This window comes from Chryseobacterium sp. B21-037 (assembly GCF_028570785.1).
Lineage (GTDB): Bacteria > Bacteroidota > Bacteroidia > Flavobacteriales > Weeksellaceae > Chryseobacterium > Chryseobacterium proteolyticum.
Genome location: NZ_JALGCB010000001.1, coordinates 3,156,714 through 3,178,470 on the forward strand (window position 1 = coordinate 3,156,714; position 21,757 = coordinate 3,178,470).

The window sequence follows — 21,757 nt, forward strand, 5'->3', positions numbered from 1 at the left end:
CAATAAAAGCTTTATTTCTTTATTCCGTACGCGCTGAGTATTTTACTAAAGATCTCAGTATTTTCAAACAATCCTGTAAATTCTTTAGAATTGGGGCCATAAGCAAATACAGTAGATGGAATGGAAGTATGGTCATTGGTGCTGAAATTTCCGAAAATCCATCCTTCTTTAAGACTTCCGTCAAGAAGTGAGAGTCCTCCGGTTTCATGATCCCCTACAACAATCACCAATGTTTCTTTATTTTCATCCGCAAACTTCATGGCTTTTCCTACCACATGATCGAAGTCTAATAATTCTGTAACAAGCTGCTCAATATTATTACTATGTCCACCGCCATCTGTTTGGGATGCCTCAACCATCATGAAAAATCCATTTTTATTTTCTTTTAGATCATTAAGGGTAAGGTCAAAGGCATCAGCTAACCAATTTCCTCTTCCTTCGGTTATTCTTTTTGAAGCCAGAGGATCAATGATCAATGTTCGGTTATTGATTTTCTTCACAGATTTTAGATCCTGGTAAGTATCTATTTTTGCTTCTTTAATTTTCAAAACATTATCCGGCGTCAATCCACTGGTAGGACCGCCAATCAGAATCTTGGTTTTGGAATTCACAAAGCCTTTCAGGATTGGCTCCGAGCTATTTCTGTTATCTGAATGTGCATAAAAATCTGCGGGTGTAGCATCTGTGACGTCTCCGGTAGAAATTAATCCTGAAACCTTTCCCTGGCCGGCAATGATATCCGGAATTTGTGCAATAGAATTTCCTCTTTCATCAACTCCAACGAAGGTATTCTTCGTCTTCACTCCCGTAGCAAATGCTGTTGACCCCGGAGCAGAATCCGTAATATAAGCATTGGACGAATTGGTCTTAGACAATCCGGTAGCCTTGATATTAAATACATTTAACTTTCCTTTATTCGCTGTAAAGGCAGCATAATACTGGGGCAAAGAGGTACCATCCGGAATTAAAAGAATCACATTTTTAACATTCTTAACCACACCATCCGTTTTGTAGGTAGGTGCATATGTGGTGTATTCTTTGGTATTTTTATAAAAATTCCTAGGAATGGTATTGAGAAATTTTTTCAGATCGGGAATGTGATCGGTATTGATGTAATCCACTCCCAAATCTATAAAATTCACCCATGCATTAGGGAAATCCGGAGCTCCATAAAAACGTACTGGCTTTTGCCGGGCATGAGCAGCCTCCACTGCCTTTTTTATATTTTCGGTTTCTTCATCCCTGGGGATTCCCTTTCCATTCCACTTTACCAGCCCCTGCAAATCTGCACTGAATAGTCCGACTCTTCCAAGCTCGTCAGAAGTATATTTTTTATCAAGATCCCCATCAAAAAAAGATAATCCGGATAATTTTTGAAATCAGAAGGCTGAGGTCTGTTACCGGTTATTACAATTTTGACTCCGGAATTACCCGTAATCTCAGGATATTTTTTCAACGTTGCTGACAAAGCATTGAGACTTATTTTATAATCTTGCTTAATATCAATAAGCAATTGTAGTTTTTTAGAAGAATCCGGATAAATCTTTCCTTTATTGAGTTTGATTTGTTTTGAAATATTGTCCAGGTAGAGGCTTTCCAATGTCCTGTCAGGAGATAATTCTTTTTCTGTATGGGCTACCCACAGCTTGCCATTAACAAGAAAAACATCTGCTTCAACAGAACCGAAGTTTGCATAATATGCCTCCCAGAATGGTACTTTCTGTTCATAATCATTATGTGAGTGTGCATTGCTTACAGTATAGTTCAGATAATTCTGCGCCTGATTTTGTGAAAAAATGGTGGTGGCTAACAAAGCCCATATTTTTATTTGTTTCATAATATTTTAAAAAGACCTGTTTAAAGGGTTTAGAGACTGAAAGCAAAAAGGCAATCTGTTAAATTGTGATTTCTATTTTTGCATTGTTCATCTTTATCAAGATAAAAATTCAATATCCCTTCGTTTCAATCTGAAACCAATGATGACCATAAAAAATAAAAGTTTAAACTATACCACTGCATAGTTTCAGCAATAGTATAGTTTATCATTATTAACTAAAGTTTTACCAGCCCTGGTTTTGTTTGATGATCCCGTGACTGTTCACGATTTCAACCTGTGGCACTGCCCACACATTATGAACCGAAGGATTGAAATTTCTGGCAGCCCATACTATCTGTCCATTAATTCCATGTAAAGGCTGTGCATAAGTACTTTGAGCATCCCCCCAACGCACAAGATCCCGGTGCCTGTCAGCCCATTCACCTGCTAATTCGCAACGTCTTTCGTGCTTCAGGTCAGCCAATGTGCATCCGTTTTTCGAAGCCAATCCTGCACGGTTACGGATCATATTAATTTCCTGGTCCGCATTCTGTCCCATCATAATTTTTGCTTCTGCTTTGATCAGAATAACTTCAGCATAACGCATAATCGGAACAGCAAGGTCGGTACACGGATAATCTCCATTAGCGCTTACATGCCCACTGTTTAATGCGTACTTAAATGCATCCATATATTTATTAAACTGATATCCTGTAAGGGAATTGATAGAAGCATATGTTCTTACACTTCCGTTAAACGTGAATTGATCTCCCAATTTCAGAATTGTTGCACTTCTTCTTAGATCTCCGGCTTCATATTCATCATATAATTCTTTGGTAGGTTGAAAATATCCCCAACCATTATACAATCCCCATCCTTTATTTTCAAGCATAACGCCAGGAAGAATACTGCCTACCGAATTAAATTTAGGGGTACTCGGTATAGACCATATATATTCCGAGCTATAATTATTTTCAGCTTTGAAAACATCAGCGTAATTATTCAGTAGATTTCTGTTTCCTTTTGTCATTACTTCATTCGCCCAAAATGCAGCATTTTGCCAGTCTTTCATAAATAAATACACTTTCGCCAGAAGTGCCCATGCAGCCACCTTGTGTGGTCTTCCGAAGTCTTTTGCCAGCAGTTCTTCCTGTGCAGGCAATAATTCTGCGGCCCTCTTAAGATCGGTTACAATATAATTGTAGTTCTCCATTACATTGGCCGCTCTCGGGATCGGATTAGGATCGGCTTCTTTATTTCTATCGATAATAGGAACTCCAGCTTTGTCATTTCCATAGTTATATGCCAATTCAAAATACATCCGGCTGCTCATAAATAAAGCCTCTCCCAGATATTTATTTTTTACCGCAGCTGTAGTCTGAATATTATCGATGTTCCGAATGACACGGTTTGCAACACCGATTACATTATATCTTTTATTCCACTGAGTTTCTAGATCACCTGCAGCAATATAATTACTGCTGAAATTCTTTGCATTATCGGCTTCACTTTTTGATCGTCCTGTAACCATATCATCGCTGGCATTAATGAACCAGAATAAACCTCTCCCATAAAACTCACTATCGGACAAAGGCTTATACATTGCATTAGCTCCGGTGATCAGGTCATTCTCTGTTTTCCAAAAACTCGCCTCGGTAGGTGTTCCTTCCGGCTGAACATCTAACTCGTTTGTACAGGATGAAAGCACGACTGCAATCCCTGATATCCAAAATATATTTTTTAAAAATTTCATCTTTTCTTTTTTTAGTGTTAAAAAATTACAATCCTATTTCCACCCCGAAAATAAATGAGCGAGCCTGAGGATATCTTCCGGTATCCACTCCATAAGTATCCATTCCCACTTCCGGATCAAAGCCTGTATATTTGGTGATGGTAAACAAATTATTTGTTGTTATATAAATTCTCAGCTTTGTGACATCAAGCTTTCCATACAATTCTTTAGGCAAGGAATAACCGATGGTAAGGTTTTTCAGTCTTAAGTAGGACCCATTTTCTACGTAGAAATCCGATACTTTAGAGTAATTCCCGCTTGGATCTCCCTGAACGAGTCTAGGTATATCGGTATTTGTATTTTGTGGTGTCCATGCGTTAAGAATTTCCCTGTCCATATTGTAGTTCTGTCCTGTTCCTCCAGGATTTAATGAAATAAACTTCAGTCCGTTGAAAATTTTATTCCCGTACACTCCCTGAAAAAATACATTGAGATCAAAATTTTTCCAGGTCATATTATAGGAAAGTCCGTACGAAAACTTGGGATAGGGATTTCCGAGATTTACAAAATCATCATTATTCAGCACTCCTGTATTTCCTTCTTTTTTCAGGAACTTGATGTCTCCCGGCTTAGCATTGGGCTGGATGAGATTTCCGTTCGCATCCTTATAATTATTGATCTCTTCCTGTGTTTGGAAAATGCCTCCGGTTTTGTATCCGTAGTAGGAATACAAAGACTCTCCTACCCTTATACGGGTGGGTTTCAGTACTCCACGCACTCCATTGCTGTTAATAAAAATCTCATTAACATCTGCCAGCTGCTTCACCGTATTTTTTAGTTGACTAAATGTTGCTCCTATTGAATAGGAAAAGTCTCCTGTACTTCTGCTGTTATAGTTAATTCCCAACTCATAGCCTTTATCCTGAAATAAACCAGCATTTACATATTGGTTATTATAGGTAGCGGTACTTGGTAAACTTACATTGAATATCTGGTCTTTGGAATTTTTGATAAAATAATCAAACTGTAAAGAAAGGCTGTTTTTAAGGAAAGAAGCATCCAATCCAAAATTCGTCTGTTCCGATTTTCCCCACTTCAAATTCGGATTGGGTCTGGTAGTAGCATAATATGCAATGTTTTGAGAAGGGTCCTGCCCGAAAATCACATTATTATCCCTGATCATTAAAGGATTAACAGCCTGAGGTGAAATCCCTCCTAGATTTCCCAGTATCCCGTAGCTGCCTCTTAATTTTAAGCTTGAGAGCCAGGAAATGTCTTGTAGAAAATTTTCCCTGGACATTACCCAGGCTCCTGAAAGAGCATAATAATTGGCAAATCGGTTTTGCTTCGCAACTAAGGATGATCCATCCCTTCTTCCCAATACACTGATCACATATTTACCGGCATAGTCATAATTGATCCTGGCAAGATAGGATATCAGGGATTGCTGGTATTTATAACTGGAAACATCTTTATTGGTATCCGCAGCATTCTGAAGGTGTTGAAAAACTTCTACTTCGCTTCGGAAATCATAGGCTTTCGCCAGGAAACCTTCATCAATTGTTTTCTGAAATGTAAAACCACCCAGAAAATCAAAATTATGCTTGTCAAGAGCTATTTTATACGTAAGAAGCTGTTCTGCAAGGGCTGTCGAAGAGTTGTTGGACTGATACTCAAGATTGTTGGTATCGAAAATCTTTCCTACTTCCAAAACTCTGTACGTAAAATTCTTAATGGTCCCTATTTTAAATGTCTGAGAAAAATTCGACCGGAACTTAAGATCTTTAGCTAAAGTAACCTCAGCATAAGGATTGATGAGAATTTCATGGGTAGGATTTCTTATGCTGATTCTTTGCAGATAGGCTACTGGATTGATCATATCTCCGTAACCTCCAGCCACATCAATTGGTAATCCTGAAAAGGCTCCCGTCGGAGTATATACAGGAACATTTGGCGGATAATACATCGCGGCTACCAATGCCCCTGTATATCCACTTTTGGTATCCGCGGTATTTCCATCTGAGTAATTATAATACATATTTTCTCCGATGGTTAACCAATCCTTGATCTTATGCTCAGAATTAACTCTGAAATTATATCGTTTTGCCTGGGTATTCAATAATATTCCTTCCAGATTCCTATGGTTCATCCCAACAAAAAAACGGGATTTTTCACTTCCCCCACTTACGTTAAGATTATATTCCTGGATCGTTCCCGTACGAAAAATTTCTTTCATCCAGTCGGTCCTTGTTACTCTTCCATCCGGATATTTATCCGCATTAAATGCCAAAGGTAAACTGCTTAGTTTACCTGCATTCTCAAAGGCCTGACGCATCACATCCTGAAATTCAGCAGCATTTAATGATTCTTTCAACCTCCACGCTTTATTAACACCATACTTCACATCAAAATCTACGGTCAGCAATCCTTTCTTCCCCCTTTTTGTGGTTATAAGAATTACTCCTCCGGAAGATCTTGCTCCGTAAATAGCTGCAGAAGCATCTTTAAGTACAGATATATCCTGAATGTCATTAGGGTTAATAGCCGGAGTTCCGTTAAACACCACACCATCCACCACATAAAGTGGGGTTTCACCGTTGATTCCTCCTAAACCACGGATATTTACCTTCGGGGAGCCGTTTGGATCTCCACCCTCGTTAACAACGGTTACTCCCGGAGCTTTTCCCTGAAGGACCTCACCGATGCCGGATAGTGATCTTGAAGTGAGCTTATCTAATGAAGCTTCGGAAACAGCACCGGATACTTTACTCTTTTTCTGTGTTCCGTATCCTACGACGACGACCTCATCGATTGATTTTTCTTTTAAGCTGTCTTTTTTCTGAGATAGCAACACCGGAGACATACACAGTGCGCCGATTAGTAGTCCGCGGCCTGTTAAATAGGCCACCGAGACAGGAGTTTTCAGTACAGTCATTTAATGCTTTTGATTTCGGATGCAAAATTAGAACAGCATACTCCTTAGGGTTATTAACATTTTTTTATATTTCTATTAAGAAATAGTTTTTCAATCGGTTAAAATCCGCACATAAAACACTACATATCAAATAAATATTGATAAAATAAACATTAATTACGTATTCCCTACATCATTAAGGTTAAGTTTATTTTAAATTTTATCCCTGTAACAAAAGTGTGTATCAATCTATCCACCTATTGGTATTTATCTTTAGTCTGTATTTTCAGGAAGAATAAGTTACAGAGTTCATTATTCTTTTTTTTACATTTGCTGAAAATATGAGTCCGGTGCTGTCTGATGAGGAATATAAAAAACTTGTCAATAATCAGTAGCCGGAAAATATGAATAACAACAATTCTAAAAGCAATAAAAAGAAATGACCATTATCATCACCGGAACTTCATCAGGAATTGGTTTCGTTTTAGCAGAATATCTGGGAAAGAAAGGACATCATGTATATGGATTGAGCAGAAAACATACTGAAAGTCAATATTTCAAGTCTATTCCTACCGATATTACAGATAACACAGCAGTGGGCAATGCCATAACTGAAATCTTAAAAACAGAAACAAGAATTGATGTGCTGATCAATAATGCCGGGATGGGAATGGTAGGAGCTGTAGAAGATTCTTCGAAAGAAGATATCCTGAAGCTGTTCAACCTTAACCTGGTAGGCTCTGTTCAGATGATGAGTGCAGTAATGCCTGTAATGCGTAAACATAAATTCGGAAAAATCATTAATATATCGAGTATCGGAAGTGAAATGGGACTGCCATTCAGAGGATTTTACTCAGCTTCGAAATCGGCTTTGGATAAGGTTACTGAGGCAATGCGTTATGAGGTATATCCCTGGAACATCGATGTATGCTCTCTCCATTTAGGTGACATCAAAACCAATATTGCAGAAAACAGGGTGAGAACTAAAGTTTCCGAACCTTATAAAAGTGTCTTCGATAAAGTTTACGCATTGATGAATTCTCATGTCGGTGACGGAACAGAACCATCAGAAGTCGCAGAATATATTGAAAACCTTCTGACAAAAAATAAGTGGAAAGCCCATTATTATTTTGGAAAATTCGGTCAGAAAATAGGAGTTCCTTTGAAATGGATTCTTCCACAGGGAACTTATGAAAATTTAATGAAAAAATACAATAAACTGGATTAATTCCGGTTAGTATTGAGTGAGGAAAGGAAAAATAACAAAATCGTTAAATCTATAATTTGCAAAATTGTGATTGAGCGGCAATTTTCACTTCACCGGATTTCTGAATGGTTTAAATAAATGGAGTATTGAAGTTATTTCTGAAAATATTTTTTGTATTGTTTTGCGTTTTTGTTCAAGCGCAAAAAAAAGTCTATTGGCTTACAGATACCCAAACCAAACAAACAAAAAAAGTAAAAGATTCCGCTTCGGCAGTAAAATTCCTTGACTCTCTGGCTCAGAACAACTATTTTTTCACCCAGCTTAAGGAGGTGAAAGTAAAAGGGGATAGTACGGAGATCATTTATGATAAAGGAAAAAACTTCAATGAAACATATGTCAGTATCTCAGATTCAATTGTAGGTAAACTGAAGATCAAAAAAGATTTTTTTACTAAAAATTTAGATTCAACGAAAAAGAGCATTAATAAAAGGTACGTTGATGACGGGTATTCATTCAGCCGGATCAAGTCCAAATACAAAGGCCAGAAGAACGGCTATCCAATGGTTGAACTTGAAATCAACAAGAATGATAAAAGAACGATCGATGGTTTTGTTGTAAAAGGATATGAAAGAGTTCCTAAGCGATTTATCAAAAACCTTGAAAAAGATTTTAAAGGAAAAACCTATGATGATAAAAATCTGATTGCCATTAATAAAAATTTTCAGAGTCATCCGTTTGTTTCACTGGAACGTCCTCCTCAAACGCTCTTTACAAAAGATTCCACCCAGATCTACTTGTTCATGGAAAAGAAAAAGACCAATACGTTTGATGGGGTTATTGGTTTCGGGAATGATAAAACGAACAAGTTCACATTGAACGGAACATTGAATGTGAACTTCAGGAATATGTTCAATGGTTTTGAAACGATCAATTTATATTGGCAGCGAAATCCTGACAAAGGACAAACTTTTGACTTACAAACAGATATTCCGTATCTATTTAAATCGAATGTCGGCCTCAATATGAAGGTCAATATCTTCCGGCAGGATTCAACATTTGCGAATGTAAAATTACTGCCTGCATTATACTATCACATCAACAACAGGTATAAAGTAGGTCTCAGAGGAACTTTTGAAACATCAAGTATTATCGACACTTTATATGTTCAGGGAAAAGATTACAACAAAAAGGGGATCGGAGTATGGCTTGATATGACAGAGCCTACTGACATCGATCTTTTCCTCTACAAAACAAAAATAAACGCCGGTTACGATTTCCTTACGACAACATATACTAAAGATAATATTAAAGCCAACCAAAATCAGTTCTATTTTTTCGGGGAACATAATTATCACATTTCAGGCAATCACTTCCTCAACATAAAGGCAGAGGGCGCCATGATGGATTCAAAAATAGAATTTTCAGCCAACGAATTGTATCGTTTTGGAGGATGGAATTCCATGCGCGGGTTTAATGAAAAATCCCTTGCCGCTGATTTTTACTATTATGCCGGGTTAGAATACCGCTATCTGATCGGAAGCCAGGCTTTTTTTGATTTCTTTGGACAATATGGGCAGCTTAACAACAAATCCTTAAATGTAAAACCCAAGCTATATAGTGTTGGATTAGGATTTAATTTCTTTATTCCGATAGGGCTCATGAGCTTCCAGATTTCAAACGGTAATGAGTTCGGAAATCCATTCAAGTTTAACGACATTAAAATTCACTGGGGGATCTTAAGCAGATTCTAATGAAAAATGCCTTTATTACTTAAAAAAACAACCATTTATAGTAAAGTAAAAAAGTGATATATCTGGCTTTTCTGTTTTATAATTATATTAACTTTTCTTGATACAGATCACCAAATGATATTTTTATCTTAATATATCATTAAGATATAGGTAACAATGCAGCGCTAAATTTGTCCTCAAAAAAATGAAGAAGACTTTAGCTACTTTTGCAATTTTTTTGCTTCCCCTATACCTAACTGCTCAAGAAGTCAACATTTCCGGAAATGTAAAATCCGAAAACGGCAATACAGTCTCCGGTGTTAACATCACCGATAAAAACACTGGGAAAACAGCTATTACAGATGAAAATGGAAATTTCACCATTTCAGCAAATCCAAAAGATATTCTGGAGTTTTTCTCACCTGATTACTCATCCTACACTATAGAAGTTTCTTCGAGAAGACAATATTCCATTGTTCTAAAAAAAGTAAATGAAAAACAAATCGAAGGCGTTGTGATCACTGCCTTAGGGATTGCCAAAAAGAAAGAAAAAATCGGCTATTCCACACAGGAAGTGGGGACAAAACAATTTGAGTCCATCACCACTCCGAGTATCGGAAATTTATTCTCCGGCCAGGTTGCAGGATTGAATGTTTCCAATCCTACGGGAATGCAGCAGGCACCTCAATTTACATTAAGAGGAAATTCCAATCTGGTATTTGTCATAGATGGGGTTATTGTTGAAAAGGAAGTCTTTCAGAATCTGGATCCTAACAACATTGATAATATTAATGTATTAAAAGGGGCAACAGCTTCTGCATTATATGGTTCCAGAGGTAGATACGGAGCCGTTCTTATCACTACCAAAAGCGCTAAAAAGAAAGGATTTACAGTAGAGTTTTCTCAAAACACAATGATTACTTCCGGTTTACCAATCTTCCGAAGACCCAGACTCAATATGGAAATGGTTCTCACGGAAAGTATGAATTCTGGGATGGAGCAGACGGAGGAGTAAATGACGGAGACATGATCTGGGGTCCGAAATTTGTTCCCGGACTAAAAATAGCGCAATGGAACAGTCCGATCAGGGACAAAGTTACAGGGCAGGTCATTCCGTGGTATGGAACCGTTGCAGGAAGTCAGTACAATGATAAATCAAGATATGAAAGGGTTCCTATTGATTGGGAATATCATGATAATTTAAAAACATTTCTAAAGCCAGCTGTCATAAACAACAACAGCTTTTCCGTAAGCTATAAAAATAATAAAGATATTTACAGGCTTTCCGGGAACTTCATGAACTATGACGACAGAATTCCCGAAGCTTATTTACAGCGTTATGGGATCAACTTCTCTTCAGAAAACCACCTGACGGACAAATTAATCTTTGATACAAAATTTAATTTCACCCAGACTTTTACCCCAAACATTCCCAATTACGATTATAACCCAAGTGGCCATATGTACACTATTCTTATCTGGATGGGAGGTGACGTAGACGGAAGGGATCTGAAAAACCACATGTGGGTGCCCGGAAAGGAAGGGACTTTACAAGCCAACTGGAATTACGCATGGTATAATAACCCGTGGTTTGGAGCTAACTATTACAAGAACAGAAACAGGACCAATGTTATTAACGCACAGACAGGTTTAGAGTATAAGGCAACGGAAGATTTCTCAATTAAAGGTAAGATATCTATTGTTGAAAACCACAATAAACAGGAAATATTAAGTCCTTATTCATATTTCAATTACAGTGCTCCACGAAGTGGCGGATACATTCTGAACGACACCAAAACCTGGAACCTTAACTCTGATGTTTTAGCAACTTATAAGAAAAAGATCTCTGAAAATTTCGATTTTGCCATCAATGCCGGGGCATCCACATTCTATTATAAAAATAATGTAGATAATGCCTCAACAGACGGTTTGAAGATTCCTGAACTATACGAATTATCAAATTCCATCGGAGCTATAAAGTATTATGATTACCTCAAAGAAAAATTGATTTACAGTACATATGCAACTGTAGATATTGGATTGTATAATGCTTTTTTCATCAACGTTTCCGGACGTAATGACTGGTCTTCTACATTACCAAAAGCGAACAGGTCTTATTTTTATCCTTCTGCATCATTAAGCGCTGTGATTTCGAATCTTGTAAAAATGCCTGAAGCCATTAACCTTCTGAAATTATCTGCTTCCTGGGCGAAAGTGGCTTACGATTTCCAGCCCTACTCGATCAGAAATTATTATATGAATAACAATGGAATTACTTTTAATGGTAATCCAACCAATTATTATCCTACAACTTTAAATTATGAAAACTCACTAAAGCCTGAACAGACTAAATCTTATGAACTTGGTTTTAGCGCAGGATTATTTAAAAACAGAATAACATTAGACGCTACGTATTTCAGGACTTTGGATTACAATAATATCCTTCAGTTTCCAAGTGCAGAATCCTCAGGTTTTAAATCTCAGTATGTAAATGGAAATGAATATACTACCAAGGGGCTTGAAATCTCTTTAGGGTTGGTTCCTATCAGGACAAAAGATTTCACATGGAAATCTTTGATCAACTGGAGTACTTATGAACAAAAACTGACTTCCATCTATGACAATATGTCTAATTACAGAAATATTCAATTAGGAGAAAGGATGGATAGCTACTATGATTATACATGGCAGAAATCACCGGAAGGAAAAGTGATTTTAAATGCAGAAACAGGAATGCCAACTAAAGCAACCACCCCTACGAATTTAGGACATTTTAATCCGGATTGGACGTTCGGCTTTAATAACACGTTCAAATACAAAAAACTAAGTTTAAATATCGGTATTGACGGAAGTATAGGCGGAGTAATGAGATCTCAGGTGGTTGAGAAAATGTGGTGGGGAGGAAAACATCCGAATTCTGTAGCCTACAGAGACCAGGAATATGCAAATCCGGGAACTTATTATTTTGTTCCTGACGGTGTCAATTATAATGCGGCTACCGGCACTTATACTCCGCACACAAAACCTATCAGTTTTCAGGACTGGGCACAAAACTATCCTTATCAGGCAAGGGTGACACAGGATGAAAGTGAAGAATTCGCCAATGTATTCGATCGAACTTTTGTAAAACTGAGATCTGTAATTTTAGAATATGACTTCTCCTATTTGCTTAACCCCAAAGGATTTGTAAAGAATTTCACTGTCAACATCTCAGGATATAATCTTGCGATGTGGAAAAAATCTAAAAATTTATATTCTGACCCTGATTTCAAAATAGGAGTTGGTAACGACAACAAGGATCAATCAAAAATCGGATCAGGAAATGATATCCAGGATCCATCGAGCAGATGGTTTGGAGTTGGATTCAACCTTAAATTTTAATTAAATAACATTTCGTCAAAATGAAAAATATTATAAAATCATTAATTGTTATAGGAGCATTCGCCCTTACATCATGCGAAAGCAACCTTGATAAAATCAATGAAAATCCAAATGATCAGGCTACTATTGATCCTAAATCTCTTTTAACTTACGTTTCACAGTCTGCTTTCCAGGTAAATGGTGATAATATGTATGCTTCAAGGATGATGATCGGAATAGACGGAGAAAATGTTTATCAATACATGAAATGGAACGACTCATCTTTTGAGGTCTATTCTAATGGTCTTCTTAATACGGTTAAAATGATGCAGGAGGCTGAGAGAATCAATAATAAAAATTATATCGCGATCGGTAAATTTTTCAGGGCTTATTATTTTTTCAACTTAAGTTTAAAGTCCGGAAGCATCCCTTATTCTGAAGCAGTAAAAGGAGAGTCGGGAATTACCCAGCCTAAATATGATAGCCAGGAAGCCGTAATGTCCGGAATATTAACAGAATTAAAAGAGGCCAATGACCTTATTAACAGCAACGATAAGATAGAAGGTGATATTATTTATCAGGGAGATGCAACGAAGTGGAAAAAACTGATTAACTCTTTTCGTCTTAAGATTTTAATTACCCTTTCTAAAAAAACTACTGTAGGGAATTATAATATTGCCACAGAATTTGCCTCTATTGCAGGAAGCCAGCCTTTGATGTCTTCTATTACGGATAATGGAGAGCTTAAATTTGCAGATGCCGCTGACAGCAGATACACAATGTTTAATAACAGTGGTTACGGTTCAAGTTTGTATATGGCCGATTATTTTATTAATTTCTTTAAAAACAGACAGGATCCAAGACTATTCACATTTGCTGCCCAAACTACTGCAGCAAAAGAGGCAGGAAAACCTATTACTGATTTTACGGGATATAATGGAGGAAATCCTGTTTCCCCATATTCTGATAACGCTGCATTAGTGGCTGCAAAAAATATCTCCAAAATCAATGATCGTTTCTACAAAGATCCGACGAATGAACCTTCTTCGGTATTGAGTTATTCCGAGCTGGAATTTATTCTGGCAGAGGCCACTGCAAGAGGGTGGATTTCAGGATCTGCAAAAACACATTATGACAATGGGATTAAAGCAAGTTTCAGTTTTTATCAGACATATGTAAAAAATCCAAATCTTTATTTTTCAGGATTTAATGTGAATAATTATTTAGCTACTCCCTTAGTGGCATATGATAATTCCGCATCGTTATCCAGCCAACTGGAAAGAATTATGACCCAGAAGTACATGACGATGTTCCACCAGTCACAATGGACATCTTATTATGATTATCTGAGAACCGGCTATCCCAATTATCCTTTACAAACTGGGGTTGCTGCACCTTTACGATTCCGATATCCTCAAAGTGAGTATAACTACAACAGTGTAAACCTGAAAGCCGCATTAGCAAATCAATATGGAGGAACAGATAATATCAATTCCAAACCTTGGTGGTTACAATAAAACTCTAACATTTTTAATTTACTTGAAAGAAATCGCGAGAAATACTTTTATCTTGCGGTTTCTTTCTTATTTTATTTCAGCATGAACAGAAAAGAATTTTTACAGAAATCAGGTTTGTTACTGGCAGGTCTAGGAACTTCAAGTGTTTTGCACCCTTCTATTTTAAAAGCGCTCACAATAGAACCCGCTGCCTTGTCTACATTTTATGACGCCGAACATGTGGTTATTCTGATGCAGGAAAACCGCTCATTTGATCACGCCTTTGGATCATTGAAAGGGGTAAGAGGATTCCTTGATAAAAAAGCATTTGTAAAACAAGACGGACATTCTGTTTTTTTCCAGAAAGGAAATGACGGAAAGTACGCTGCTCCGGCACGTTTAGACTTAAGAAATACGAAATCCACATGGATGAGCTCATTACCTCACTCCTGGTCCGACCAGCAGAAAGCTTTTAACAAAGGAAAATATGATCAATGGTTACAGTTTAAGGCTTCTGGAAATAAAGATTACAAGAATATACCCCTGACATTGGGGTATTATAATCGTGAGGATCTTCCCTTCTATTACCAGCTTGCAGATGCATTTACCGTATTCGATCAATATTTCTGCTCATCGCTTACCGGCACAACACCGAACAGGCTTTTTCATTGGTCAGGTACTTTAAGAGAGCAACAAAACGGCAAAGTAAAAGCAAATGTTTATAATGAAAATATTGATTATGACAGCAACCGACAGGCAAGATGGAAAAGCTTTCCGGAAATACTGGAAGAACAAAATGTTTCATGGAAAATATATCAGAATGAAATCAGTCTTCCAAAAGGAATGTCCGGCGAACAGGAAGCCTGGCTGAGCAATTTTACAGACAATCCCATCGAATGGTTTTCGGCATTCAACGTAAAATTCTCTAAAGGATATTATAAGCATATTCCCCATATGATCAGCTACCTGCAGAAGGAAATCGAGAAGAATCCTAATCAGAAAGAAAGATTGGAGAGACTTATAGCTGAACTGAAGGAAGATCAGGTAAAGTACCATCCTGATAACTATGCAAAACTATCCCAAAGGGAAAAAAACCTTCATGAAAAAGCATTTACCAATAATTCAGGAGACCCTGATTTCTGGAATCTGGAAACAGGAAATGATGAACATGGAGAAAAACTAGTAGTTCCTAAAGGAGATGTATTATTTCAGTTCCGTAAGGACGTTGAAGAGAAAAAGCTTCCTTTGGTTTCATGGCTGGTTGCTCCGGAACACTTTTCGGACCATCCGGGATCACCTTGGTATGGGGCATGGTATATTTCTGAAGTTCTAAATATCTTGACGAAGGATCCTGAAACCTGGAAAAAAACCATTTTTATAATCAATTATGATGAAAATGACGGATATTTTGATCATGTTTTACCCTTTTCTCCGCCACTAAATCCAAGTCAGCCGGTAGACATGAATGGAAAAGAAGGAGTAGAATATGTTAATAAAGATCAGGAATATATGTTATCATCTCAATTGAGAGATTATGAACGTATTGAAGGAACAGTTGGACTTGGTTACAGGGTTCCGATGATCATTGCTTCCCCATGGACAAAAGGAGGTTTTGTAAATTCTGAGGTTTCCGATCATACTTCTGTATTACAGTTTCTTGAGAAATTCATCAGGAAAAAATTCAGTAAAGATGTCACCATAGACAATATCAGTGACTGGAGACGAGCCATTTGTGGAGATTTGACTTCTGCTTTTAATGATTCAAATGTGACGGTCCCAAAAATGGATTATCTGAATCAAAAAGAATATACCAAAACCATTAATGCAGCCAAGAATAAGCCTGTTCCTGATCTGAAATGGCATTCTGAACATGAGCTATCTCATGCATTACTGGAAATTCAGGAGAGAGGGATAAAGCCATCCAATGCACTCCCTTACAATTACCATGTTAATCTCACAGATAACAGTATTAAAATGGAGAACCTAAAGGAGACAGGAGTTCCATTATTAATCTACGACAGAACAAAGCTAGATGATCATGGTAATTATTATTTTTCCTATGCTTTATACTCAAAACAAACATTGTCACACACTGTTTATCTGGATAATTATGATTATGAAGTTTTTGGACCCAATGGTTTCTTCAGGAAATTTAAAGGGATGCAGAAACCGGAAGTAGAGATACAAATGCTTAATGATACGAAAAATAATGAAGCTCAATTGATATTTAAAAAGAAGAAAAATGGAAATATCATGATGGATATAGAAGATCTGTATGAAAAGACCCGTAAAAAAATTGCGCTTAGTAAAGATGAAGAAAAAATAACCCTTAACCTGAAAAAGAACAAAGGCTGGTATGACGTAAAAATAAGTTCATCCGGTCACATCTGGCACTTTTCAGGAAGAGTAGAGACAGGAAAAGTTTCTATTTCTGATCCACATTGGGCATAATTTCAATTGAAATTTCAAAAAAATATATAAAAGTCTTACAGCATTGTGAGACTTTTTTCTTTTTCATTTTCTCAAATATTGAATTATTTTTTAATCGGATATAAAAAAATTAGGCATTATTATTAATAACAACAATCAAATAGTTCTCTATTTTGTGATAAAAATTCATTATGTTTCGCATTAGAAATGAGGAGGTAAGGAGTCATAAAAAAGATAAAATCTTTTATACTTTCTCTTTATTTTATTAACTTCACTTGAAAATTAATAATAACTAACTACCATGAAAAAATTCACACTTCCATTATCATTATCTTTAGTTGCGTTGGCCATTTCAGCCCATGTAAACGCACAAGATACCAACACCGACAATCACACCATTACGATTTCCGTTCCGGAAGTTGCGCTTGTTGATATTGAACCTGCGGCTACCAAAAATATTACTTTAGGATTTACAGCTCCTACAGAAGCTGGACAACCTATTGTTGCAAGCCCTGCCAATACAACACTTTGGCTTAACTACTCTTCAATAAAATCAGTTGCAGATCCATCCCGTAATGTTACCGTTCGATTAAATGCTTTAGTTCCCGGGATAGACATTCAAGTTACCGCAGCAGCGGCAACAGGTGCTGGTGCGGGAACATTAGGAACGCCATCAGCTCTGATTACATTAAGTGCAGCAGACCAGACAATTATCTCTGGGATCGGAAGTGCTTATACCGGAAATGGAGCTAATAACGGCCATAATCTTACGTATGCCCTTGCAGCAGGCAGTGGACCTGGCGGAGTTGCAGCTTACGCTGATCTACAAGCTACAGCGACAACTGTTGCTACTGTAACTTATACTATTTCGGACAATTAATATCTGAAAATACATATTTGAATAAGAAGAAATCGCTTTGTCAGTTTCTTCTTGTTCATCTATTGCATGATCTTCAACTTAAAATTTTTAATAAGAATGACAAAGCGAATCTTTCTTCTTACTTTCCTGATCTTACCTTACCTATTTTTGCATGCCGGTATCGTTGTGCTTAATGGGCTTTCGCATAATTACAAGGTAGAAAACGGACAGATTTACAAAGGAAAAATAGCCTTGCAAAACACCGGTGACAAACCTCAAAATGTGAAAATATTTTTACAGGACTTCAGTTACCAGTCAAATGGTTCTATCTACTATACAACTCCGCATACGAATGAAAGGACCAATACGGATTGGATAAGGCTTAATACAACCTTTCTTACTTTAAAGGCTAAGGAAAAAACAGAGGTCTTTTATGAAATTACCGTTCCTAATCAATTAAATTCTCCCGGTAGTTACTGGAGTGTTGTCATCGTTGAACCTGTAGATGAAATAAAACCGAGTGATAGTAAGCAGGGAATTAATATTACTTCTGTTGTAAGGTATGCCATCCAGATCATAACTGATTTTGATTCCGAAAAGGTAAAACCAGATCTAAAGTTTGAAAATATTAAAGTTGAAAAAGAAGAGGGCAGACAAATATTAAAAATTGCCATCGCCAACCAGGGAGCAATCTATTGCAGATCAACGGCTTCCGTTGAGATATACAACCGAAAGAATGGTGAGAAAATAGGAACATTTTCATCACAGGCAATGGGACTATTACCGCAAACCTCCAAATCCTTTCCTATTGATATCAGTAAAATGCCTCCCGATAAATATACTGCAGTCATCATTGCAACAGATGAAGATGAAAACGCATTTGCTATCAATGTGGAACTAGAAGTAAAAAATGACTAGAAATTGGGCCTTATATCTTTTCATACTATTCCCAGTACTTATTTTTTCACAAAAACAATCCAGAGAAATTGTCAATAAAAAAGATAGTATACTACCGGGAACGGCTTCTTCTATTTCTTTTTCCCTGGAAAATACGACTTCTCAGAATAAGGTTTATGATATTGTCATTGAAACTTCAAATCAATACATTATTCCCATTTTAAAGAAGAATCAAGTTTCAATTGCAGGCGACGAAACTTACCTATATCTGGTTCCATTGCGTATAGCCACAGAAACACCGCAGGGAAAATATACCATAACATTACGAGGTTTGGGAAGTGATAAAACCGATCAATTTATTAAAACGGCAGAAATAAATGTTCTCCCGGTCAGAAAGCTTTCAGTAACGGCAATCAATTCTCCGGAATTCGTAAAAGCAGGTGAAACCATCACCTCCTCTTTTCTACTTAAAAACAGTGGAAATGTTACTGAAAAACTGATCCTGGAAAGTAAAAATGCCGTGGTAAATCACGATGCAACTCTCCTTTTACCTCCAGGCGAAGCAAAAGTAATCAACATCAGTAAGGTCACAAATCCGGATCTGGGTAAAAATGAATATCAAAATCTTAATCTGTCCGTGTATTCAGTGGATCATCCGGCAGAAACCCAAACGGCTTACAGCAGTACGAAAATTATTTCTGTTAAACCTGATGAAGATGATATATACCATCGTTTACCGGTTTCCGCCTCGATGGCTTTTATTGGAATGAAAAACAGAGGAGAATACCACGATGGCTTCCAGGGTGAATTGTATGGTAAAGGAACGCTGGATAAAGAAAATAAAGGGACATTGGAATTTCACGCTGTAACTTCCAACCCGGTTGAATTCAATTCCTTCACCCAATATGAGGAATATTTTATTAACTACAGACGGGATGAATTTTTCGTTCATCTGGGAGACAAGACCTATTCTTCCTCTTATCTTACCGAGTATGCACGATATGGCCGGGGAGCTGAAATTCGTTATAATTTCAAAAAGGTCAGTATCGGAGGTTTTTACAATCACCCTAGATTTTTCCGGGATATCAAAGATGAATTCAATGTATATTCTACATTCAGGCTTAATAAAGAATCTGAAATTACAGCAGGTTATTTGTACAAGATTCCAAGACCCGGTGAAACAAGTTTAAGTTTCAGTGGTCTCAGATTGGATTCTGATGCTCATCTTCCCTACGCTACCGGAAAATTCAAACTGAATAAAAATCTTGATGTTTCCGGTGAAGTATCCTATAGCAAAACAGATCGAATGGAAGGAAATGCCTACATGGTTCAGCTTCTTGCCAGCTACACGAAAATCAACGGAAATCTGATGTATATGAAATCAAGTCCTGACTTTGCAGGATATTTCAGCAATACAAGCACATTTAACGGTAACATCCAGTATAATATCTCCTCCAGGCTCAATGCATTCGCCAATTATGTTCAGGATGCCCGAAATTTTCAAAGAGATACGTTGTTTCTGGCAGCTCCTTACAGAAATTATTTTCAATACGGAATAAGCTACAGGTATCTCAAAAATGGTTCTATCATGCTATACAACGGATATCAGAAATATAAAGATCGTCTTGAACCGAGACAGTTTGACTATTATGAAAGATTCGTAAGGGTAAGTATTGATCAGCAGATTGGTATTTTTCAGGTTAATCTTCAGGGGCAATTTGGAAAGACAGATAATTACCTGAGTGGATTTACTGGAAATTCCAGCTTTTATACCGTAAATCTGGCTTTTGAAAAGCTGAAAACCTCCTTCAATGTATTTGGAAGTTACGCAATAACTTCCCGGTATCAGTTACAAGACCAGGAACAGATATACTATGGTGCCCGTGTTATAAGTAGATTCTCACCGAAAACAAATCTTAGTATTTTCTATCAGAATAACTATATCCCTGAAGAGTATTTTAATGACCGCAACCTTTTTGAGGTCTTATTTCATCAGCAGATTTTTCCGGGCCATGAATTTGATGTATCAGGTAGATATGCTTTGCAGAGAGGACAATTAGGAAACAAAGATTTTATTTTTTCATTACGATACACCTGGCGTCTGAATATGCCGGTACAAAAAACTGCAGAGTACACAACGCTATCTGGAAATATCGGAAATCTGGGAGTTAAAAAAGTGGAGGGCATAAGACTTACTATGGGAAATCATTTATCCATTACAGATAAAAACGGAAATTTCATTTTTAAAAATATAAATCCGGGAGACTATATTTTAGAAATCGACCGTTCAACCACTGACATTAATGATATTCCGGATATCAGCCTTCCTGCTACCGTATTGTTAACAAATAAAGAGAATATATTTAATTTTGGTTTAACCACTGCTGCCGCTATTCAGGGAGTTATTCAATTTAAGGAAACTACGGATCCCAATCAGCTCAGTTTTGCTCAGTTCCAGCTTAAGAAAGAGAAAAAAAGAAAAGAAAGCATCATTATTGAAGCTTCCAATGGAGACCAGACCTATCGTAAAATAGCTTATATAGGAGAAAATTTCGATTTCACCTATTTACGCCCTGGAGATTGGGACATTAAGTTGTATAGAAATGGCCTTGACAAACGATACAAAATATCAATGGATGCCTTTCATTTTACCTTACATCCTTCTGAAACAAAATCCCTTGTTATTGATGTCGTAAAGCAGCAAACCGAAATTAAGTATCAAAAAGAAAGCATAAAAGTAGGATATAATACCATAAAAAAACAAAAATGAGATCACTATCAGCCTTATTTTATGTGATATTTATTTCAATAATTTCAATATCTGGCAAAGCTTTTTCCCAGATCTCAGTTGCTGCGACATTACCTATTGTAACATTATTGGATATCGAACCTGCAGGAAATATCACATTAAGTTTTGTAGCCCCTACTGAAGCAGGCCTGCCTTTGGTAAATCCAGCAGTAAATACAACAAAATGGATCAACTATACTTCGGCCATCGCTGCTGGTGGCCTCACAAGGAGAGTCACAGCATCTGTTAACCAGGTAATTCCCGGAATCAATATAAGATTACAAGCTGCTGCTGCATCCGGCTCGGGTGGAGGCACATTGGGTACTCCAGCTGCACAGGTAACCTTAACCACAACAGCAGTTAATATCATTACAGGCATAGGAGGTGCATTTACCGGAAACGGAGCTAACAATGGACACAGACTAAGCATTAGCTTAGTTCCCAGTACTTATGGAAACATAACGAGTACCAATACTCCGGTAGTCATTACCTATACCATCACCGAATAAAAAAAAGAAATGGAATACA

14 protein-coding genes are annotated in these 21,757 nt (G+C 37.1%); 10 read left to right on the forward strand and 4 right to left on the reverse strand.

Annotation, left to right across the window (positions count from 1 at the left end; translation table 11 throughout):
- Positions 1-11: 11 nt before the first annotated feature.
- From MTQ00_RS14025 to MTQ00_RS14040, 4 genes are all read right to left on the reverse strand, one after another.
- Positions 12-1,283, reverse strand: a complete 1,272-nt coding sequence (locus MTQ00_RS14025) for an alkaline phosphatase (RefSeq protein ID WP_273649824.1) — start codon at positions 1,281-1,283, stop codon at positions 12-14.
- On the reverse strand, positions 1,268-1,837 hold the full coding sequence (locus tag MTQ00_RS14030; RefSeq protein WP_273649826.1) for a hypothetical protein: 570 nt from the start codon (positions 1,835-1,837) through the stop codon (positions 1,268-1,270). Before MTQ00_RS14030 ends, MTQ00_RS14025 begins: the two co-directional genes overlap by 16 nt.
- Before the next feature lie 223 nt (positions 1,838-2,060).
- Positions 2,061-3,569: a RagB/SusD family nutrient uptake outer membrane protein gene (locus MTQ00_RS14035; RefSeq protein ID WP_273649828.1), complete on the reverse strand. Its 1,509-nt coding sequence runs from the start codon at positions 3,567-3,569 to the stop codon at positions 2,061-2,063.
- A 25-nt stretch (positions 3,570-3,594) separates the two neighbouring features.
- Positions 3,595-6,483, reverse strand: coding sequence for a SusC/RagA family TonB-linked outer membrane protein (locus tag MTQ00_RS14040; protein ID WP_273649830.1), 2,889 nt, complete (start codon positions 6,481-6,483; stop codon positions 3,595-3,597).
- Between the two features lie 418 nt (positions 6,484-6,901).
- On the opposite strand from MTQ00_RS14040, the gene MTQ00_RS14045 reads away from it, so the two are divergent.
- The 10 genes from MTQ00_RS14045 (at position 6,902) to MTQ00_RS14090 (ending at position 21,738) form a co-directional block, all read left to right on the forward strand.
- Positions 6,902-7,690: an SDR family oxidoreductase gene (locus MTQ00_RS14045; RefSeq protein ID WP_273649832.1), complete on the forward strand. Its 789-nt coding sequence runs from the start codon at positions 6,902-6,904 to the stop codon at positions 7,688-7,690.
- A gap of 125 nt (positions 7,691-7,815) precedes the next feature.
- Complete coding sequence (locus tag MTQ00_RS14050) at positions 7,816-9,420, forward strand: hypothetical protein (protein WP_273649834.1); 1,605 nt, start codon at positions 7,816-7,818, stop codon at positions 9,418-9,420.
- Positions 9,421-9,604: 184 nt separating this feature from the next.
- Positions 9,605-10,414, forward strand: a complete 810-nt coding sequence (locus tag MTQ00_RS14055) for a TonB-dependent receptor plug domain-containing protein (RefSeq protein ID WP_273649836.1) — start codon at positions 9,605-9,607, stop codon at positions 10,412-10,414.
- 11 nt (positions 10,415-10,425) lie between these two features.
- Positions 10,426-12,780 (forward strand): TonB-dependent receptor, encoded by a 2,355-nt coding sequence (locus MTQ00_RS14060; RefSeq protein ID WP_273649838.1) that lies wholly within the window; start codon positions 10,426-10,428, stop codon positions 12,778-12,780.
- 20 nt (positions 12,781-12,800) lie between these two features.
- Positions 12,801-14,276: a SusD/RagB family nutrient-binding outer membrane lipoprotein gene (locus tag MTQ00_RS14065; RefSeq protein ID WP_273649840.1), complete on the forward strand. Its 1,476-nt coding sequence runs from the start codon at positions 12,801-12,803 to the stop codon at positions 14,274-14,276.
- 81 nt (positions 14,277-14,357) lie between these two features.
- Positions 14,358-16,706 (forward strand): phosphocholine-specific phospholipase C, encoded by a 2,349-nt coding sequence (locus tag MTQ00_RS14070; protein WP_273649842.1) that lies wholly within the window; start codon positions 14,358-14,360, stop codon positions 16,704-16,706.
- Between the two features lie 280 nt (positions 16,707-16,986).
- The gene (locus MTQ00_RS14075) at positions 16,987-17,565 is read left to right on the forward strand and encodes a hypothetical protein (protein WP_273649843.1); all 579 of its coding nucleotides are present in this window, start codon (positions 16,987-16,989) and stop codon (positions 17,563-17,565) included.
- Between the two features lie 96 nt (positions 17,566-17,661).
- The gene (locus MTQ00_RS14080; protein ID WP_273649844.1) at positions 17,662-18,462 is read left to right on the forward strand and encodes a WxL protein host-binding domain-containing protein; all 801 of its coding nucleotides are present in this window, start codon (positions 17,662-17,664) and stop codon (positions 18,460-18,462) included.
- Positions 18,455-21,211, forward strand: coding sequence for a COG1470 family protein (locus MTQ00_RS14085; RefSeq protein WP_273649846.1), 2,757 nt, complete (start codon positions 18,455-18,457; stop codon positions 21,209-21,211). Before MTQ00_RS14080 ends, MTQ00_RS14085 begins: the two co-directional genes overlap by 8 nt.
- Positions 21,208-21,738 (forward strand): hypothetical protein, encoded by a 531-nt coding sequence (locus MTQ00_RS14090; RefSeq protein ID WP_273649848.1) that lies wholly within the window; start codon positions 21,208-21,210, stop codon positions 21,736-21,738. The genes MTQ00_RS14085 and MTQ00_RS14090 overlap by 4 nt, the downstream gene beginning before the upstream one ends.
- Positions 21,739-21,757: the final 19 nt, after the last annotated feature.

What these genes read in the sequence shown, in the direction of transcription:
- MTQ00_RS14030 (WP_273649826.1), bottom strand. Translation starts at nt 1,837, where the DNA reads ATGAAACAAATAAAAATATGGGCTTTGTTAGCCACCACCATTTTTTCA.
- MTQ00_RS14035 (WP_273649828.1), bottom strand. Translation starts at nt 3,569, where the DNA reads ATGAAATTTTTAAAAAATATATTTTGGATATCAGGGATTGCAGTCGTG.
- MTQ00_RS14040 (WP_273649830.1), bottom strand. Translation starts at nt 6,483, where the DNA reads ATGACTGTACTGAAAACTCCTGTCTCGGTGGCCTATTTAACAGGCCGC.
- MTQ00_RS14045 (WP_273649832.1), top strand. Translation starts at nt 6,902, where the DNA reads ATGACCATTATCATCACCGGAACTTCATCAGGAATTGGTTTCGTTTTA.
- MTQ00_RS14055 (WP_273649836.1), top strand. Translation starts at nt 9,605, where the DNA reads ATGAAGAAGACTTTAGCTACTTTTGCAATTTTTTTGCTTCCCCTATAC.
- MTQ00_RS14060 (WP_273649838.1), top strand. Translation starts at nt 10,426, where the DNA reads ATGATCTGGGGTCCGAAATTTGTTCCCGGACTAAAAATAGCGCAATGG.
- MTQ00_RS14065 (WP_273649840.1), top strand. Translation starts at nt 12,801, where the DNA reads ATGAAAAATATTATAAAATCATTAATTGTTATAGGAGCATTCGCCCTT.
- MTQ00_RS14070 (WP_273649842.1), top strand. Translation starts at nt 14,358, where the DNA reads ATGAACAGAAAAGAATTTTTACAGAAATCAGGTTTGTTACTGGCAGGT.
- MTQ00_RS14075 (WP_273649843.1), top strand. Translation starts at nt 16,987, where the DNA reads ATGAAAAAATTCACACTTCCATTATCATTATCTTTAGTTGCGTTGGCC.
- MTQ00_RS14080 (WP_273649844.1), top strand. Translation starts at nt 17,662, where the DNA reads ATGACAAAGCGAATCTTTCTTCTTACTTTCCTGATCTTACCTTACCTA.
- MTQ00_RS14085 (WP_273649846.1), top strand. Translation starts at nt 18,455, where the DNA reads ATGACTAGAAATTGGGCCTTATATCTTTTCATACTATTCCCAGTACTT.
- MTQ00_RS14090 (WP_273649848.1), top strand. Translation starts at nt 21,208, where the DNA reads ATGAGATCACTATCAGCCTTATTTTATGTGATATTTATTTCAATAATT.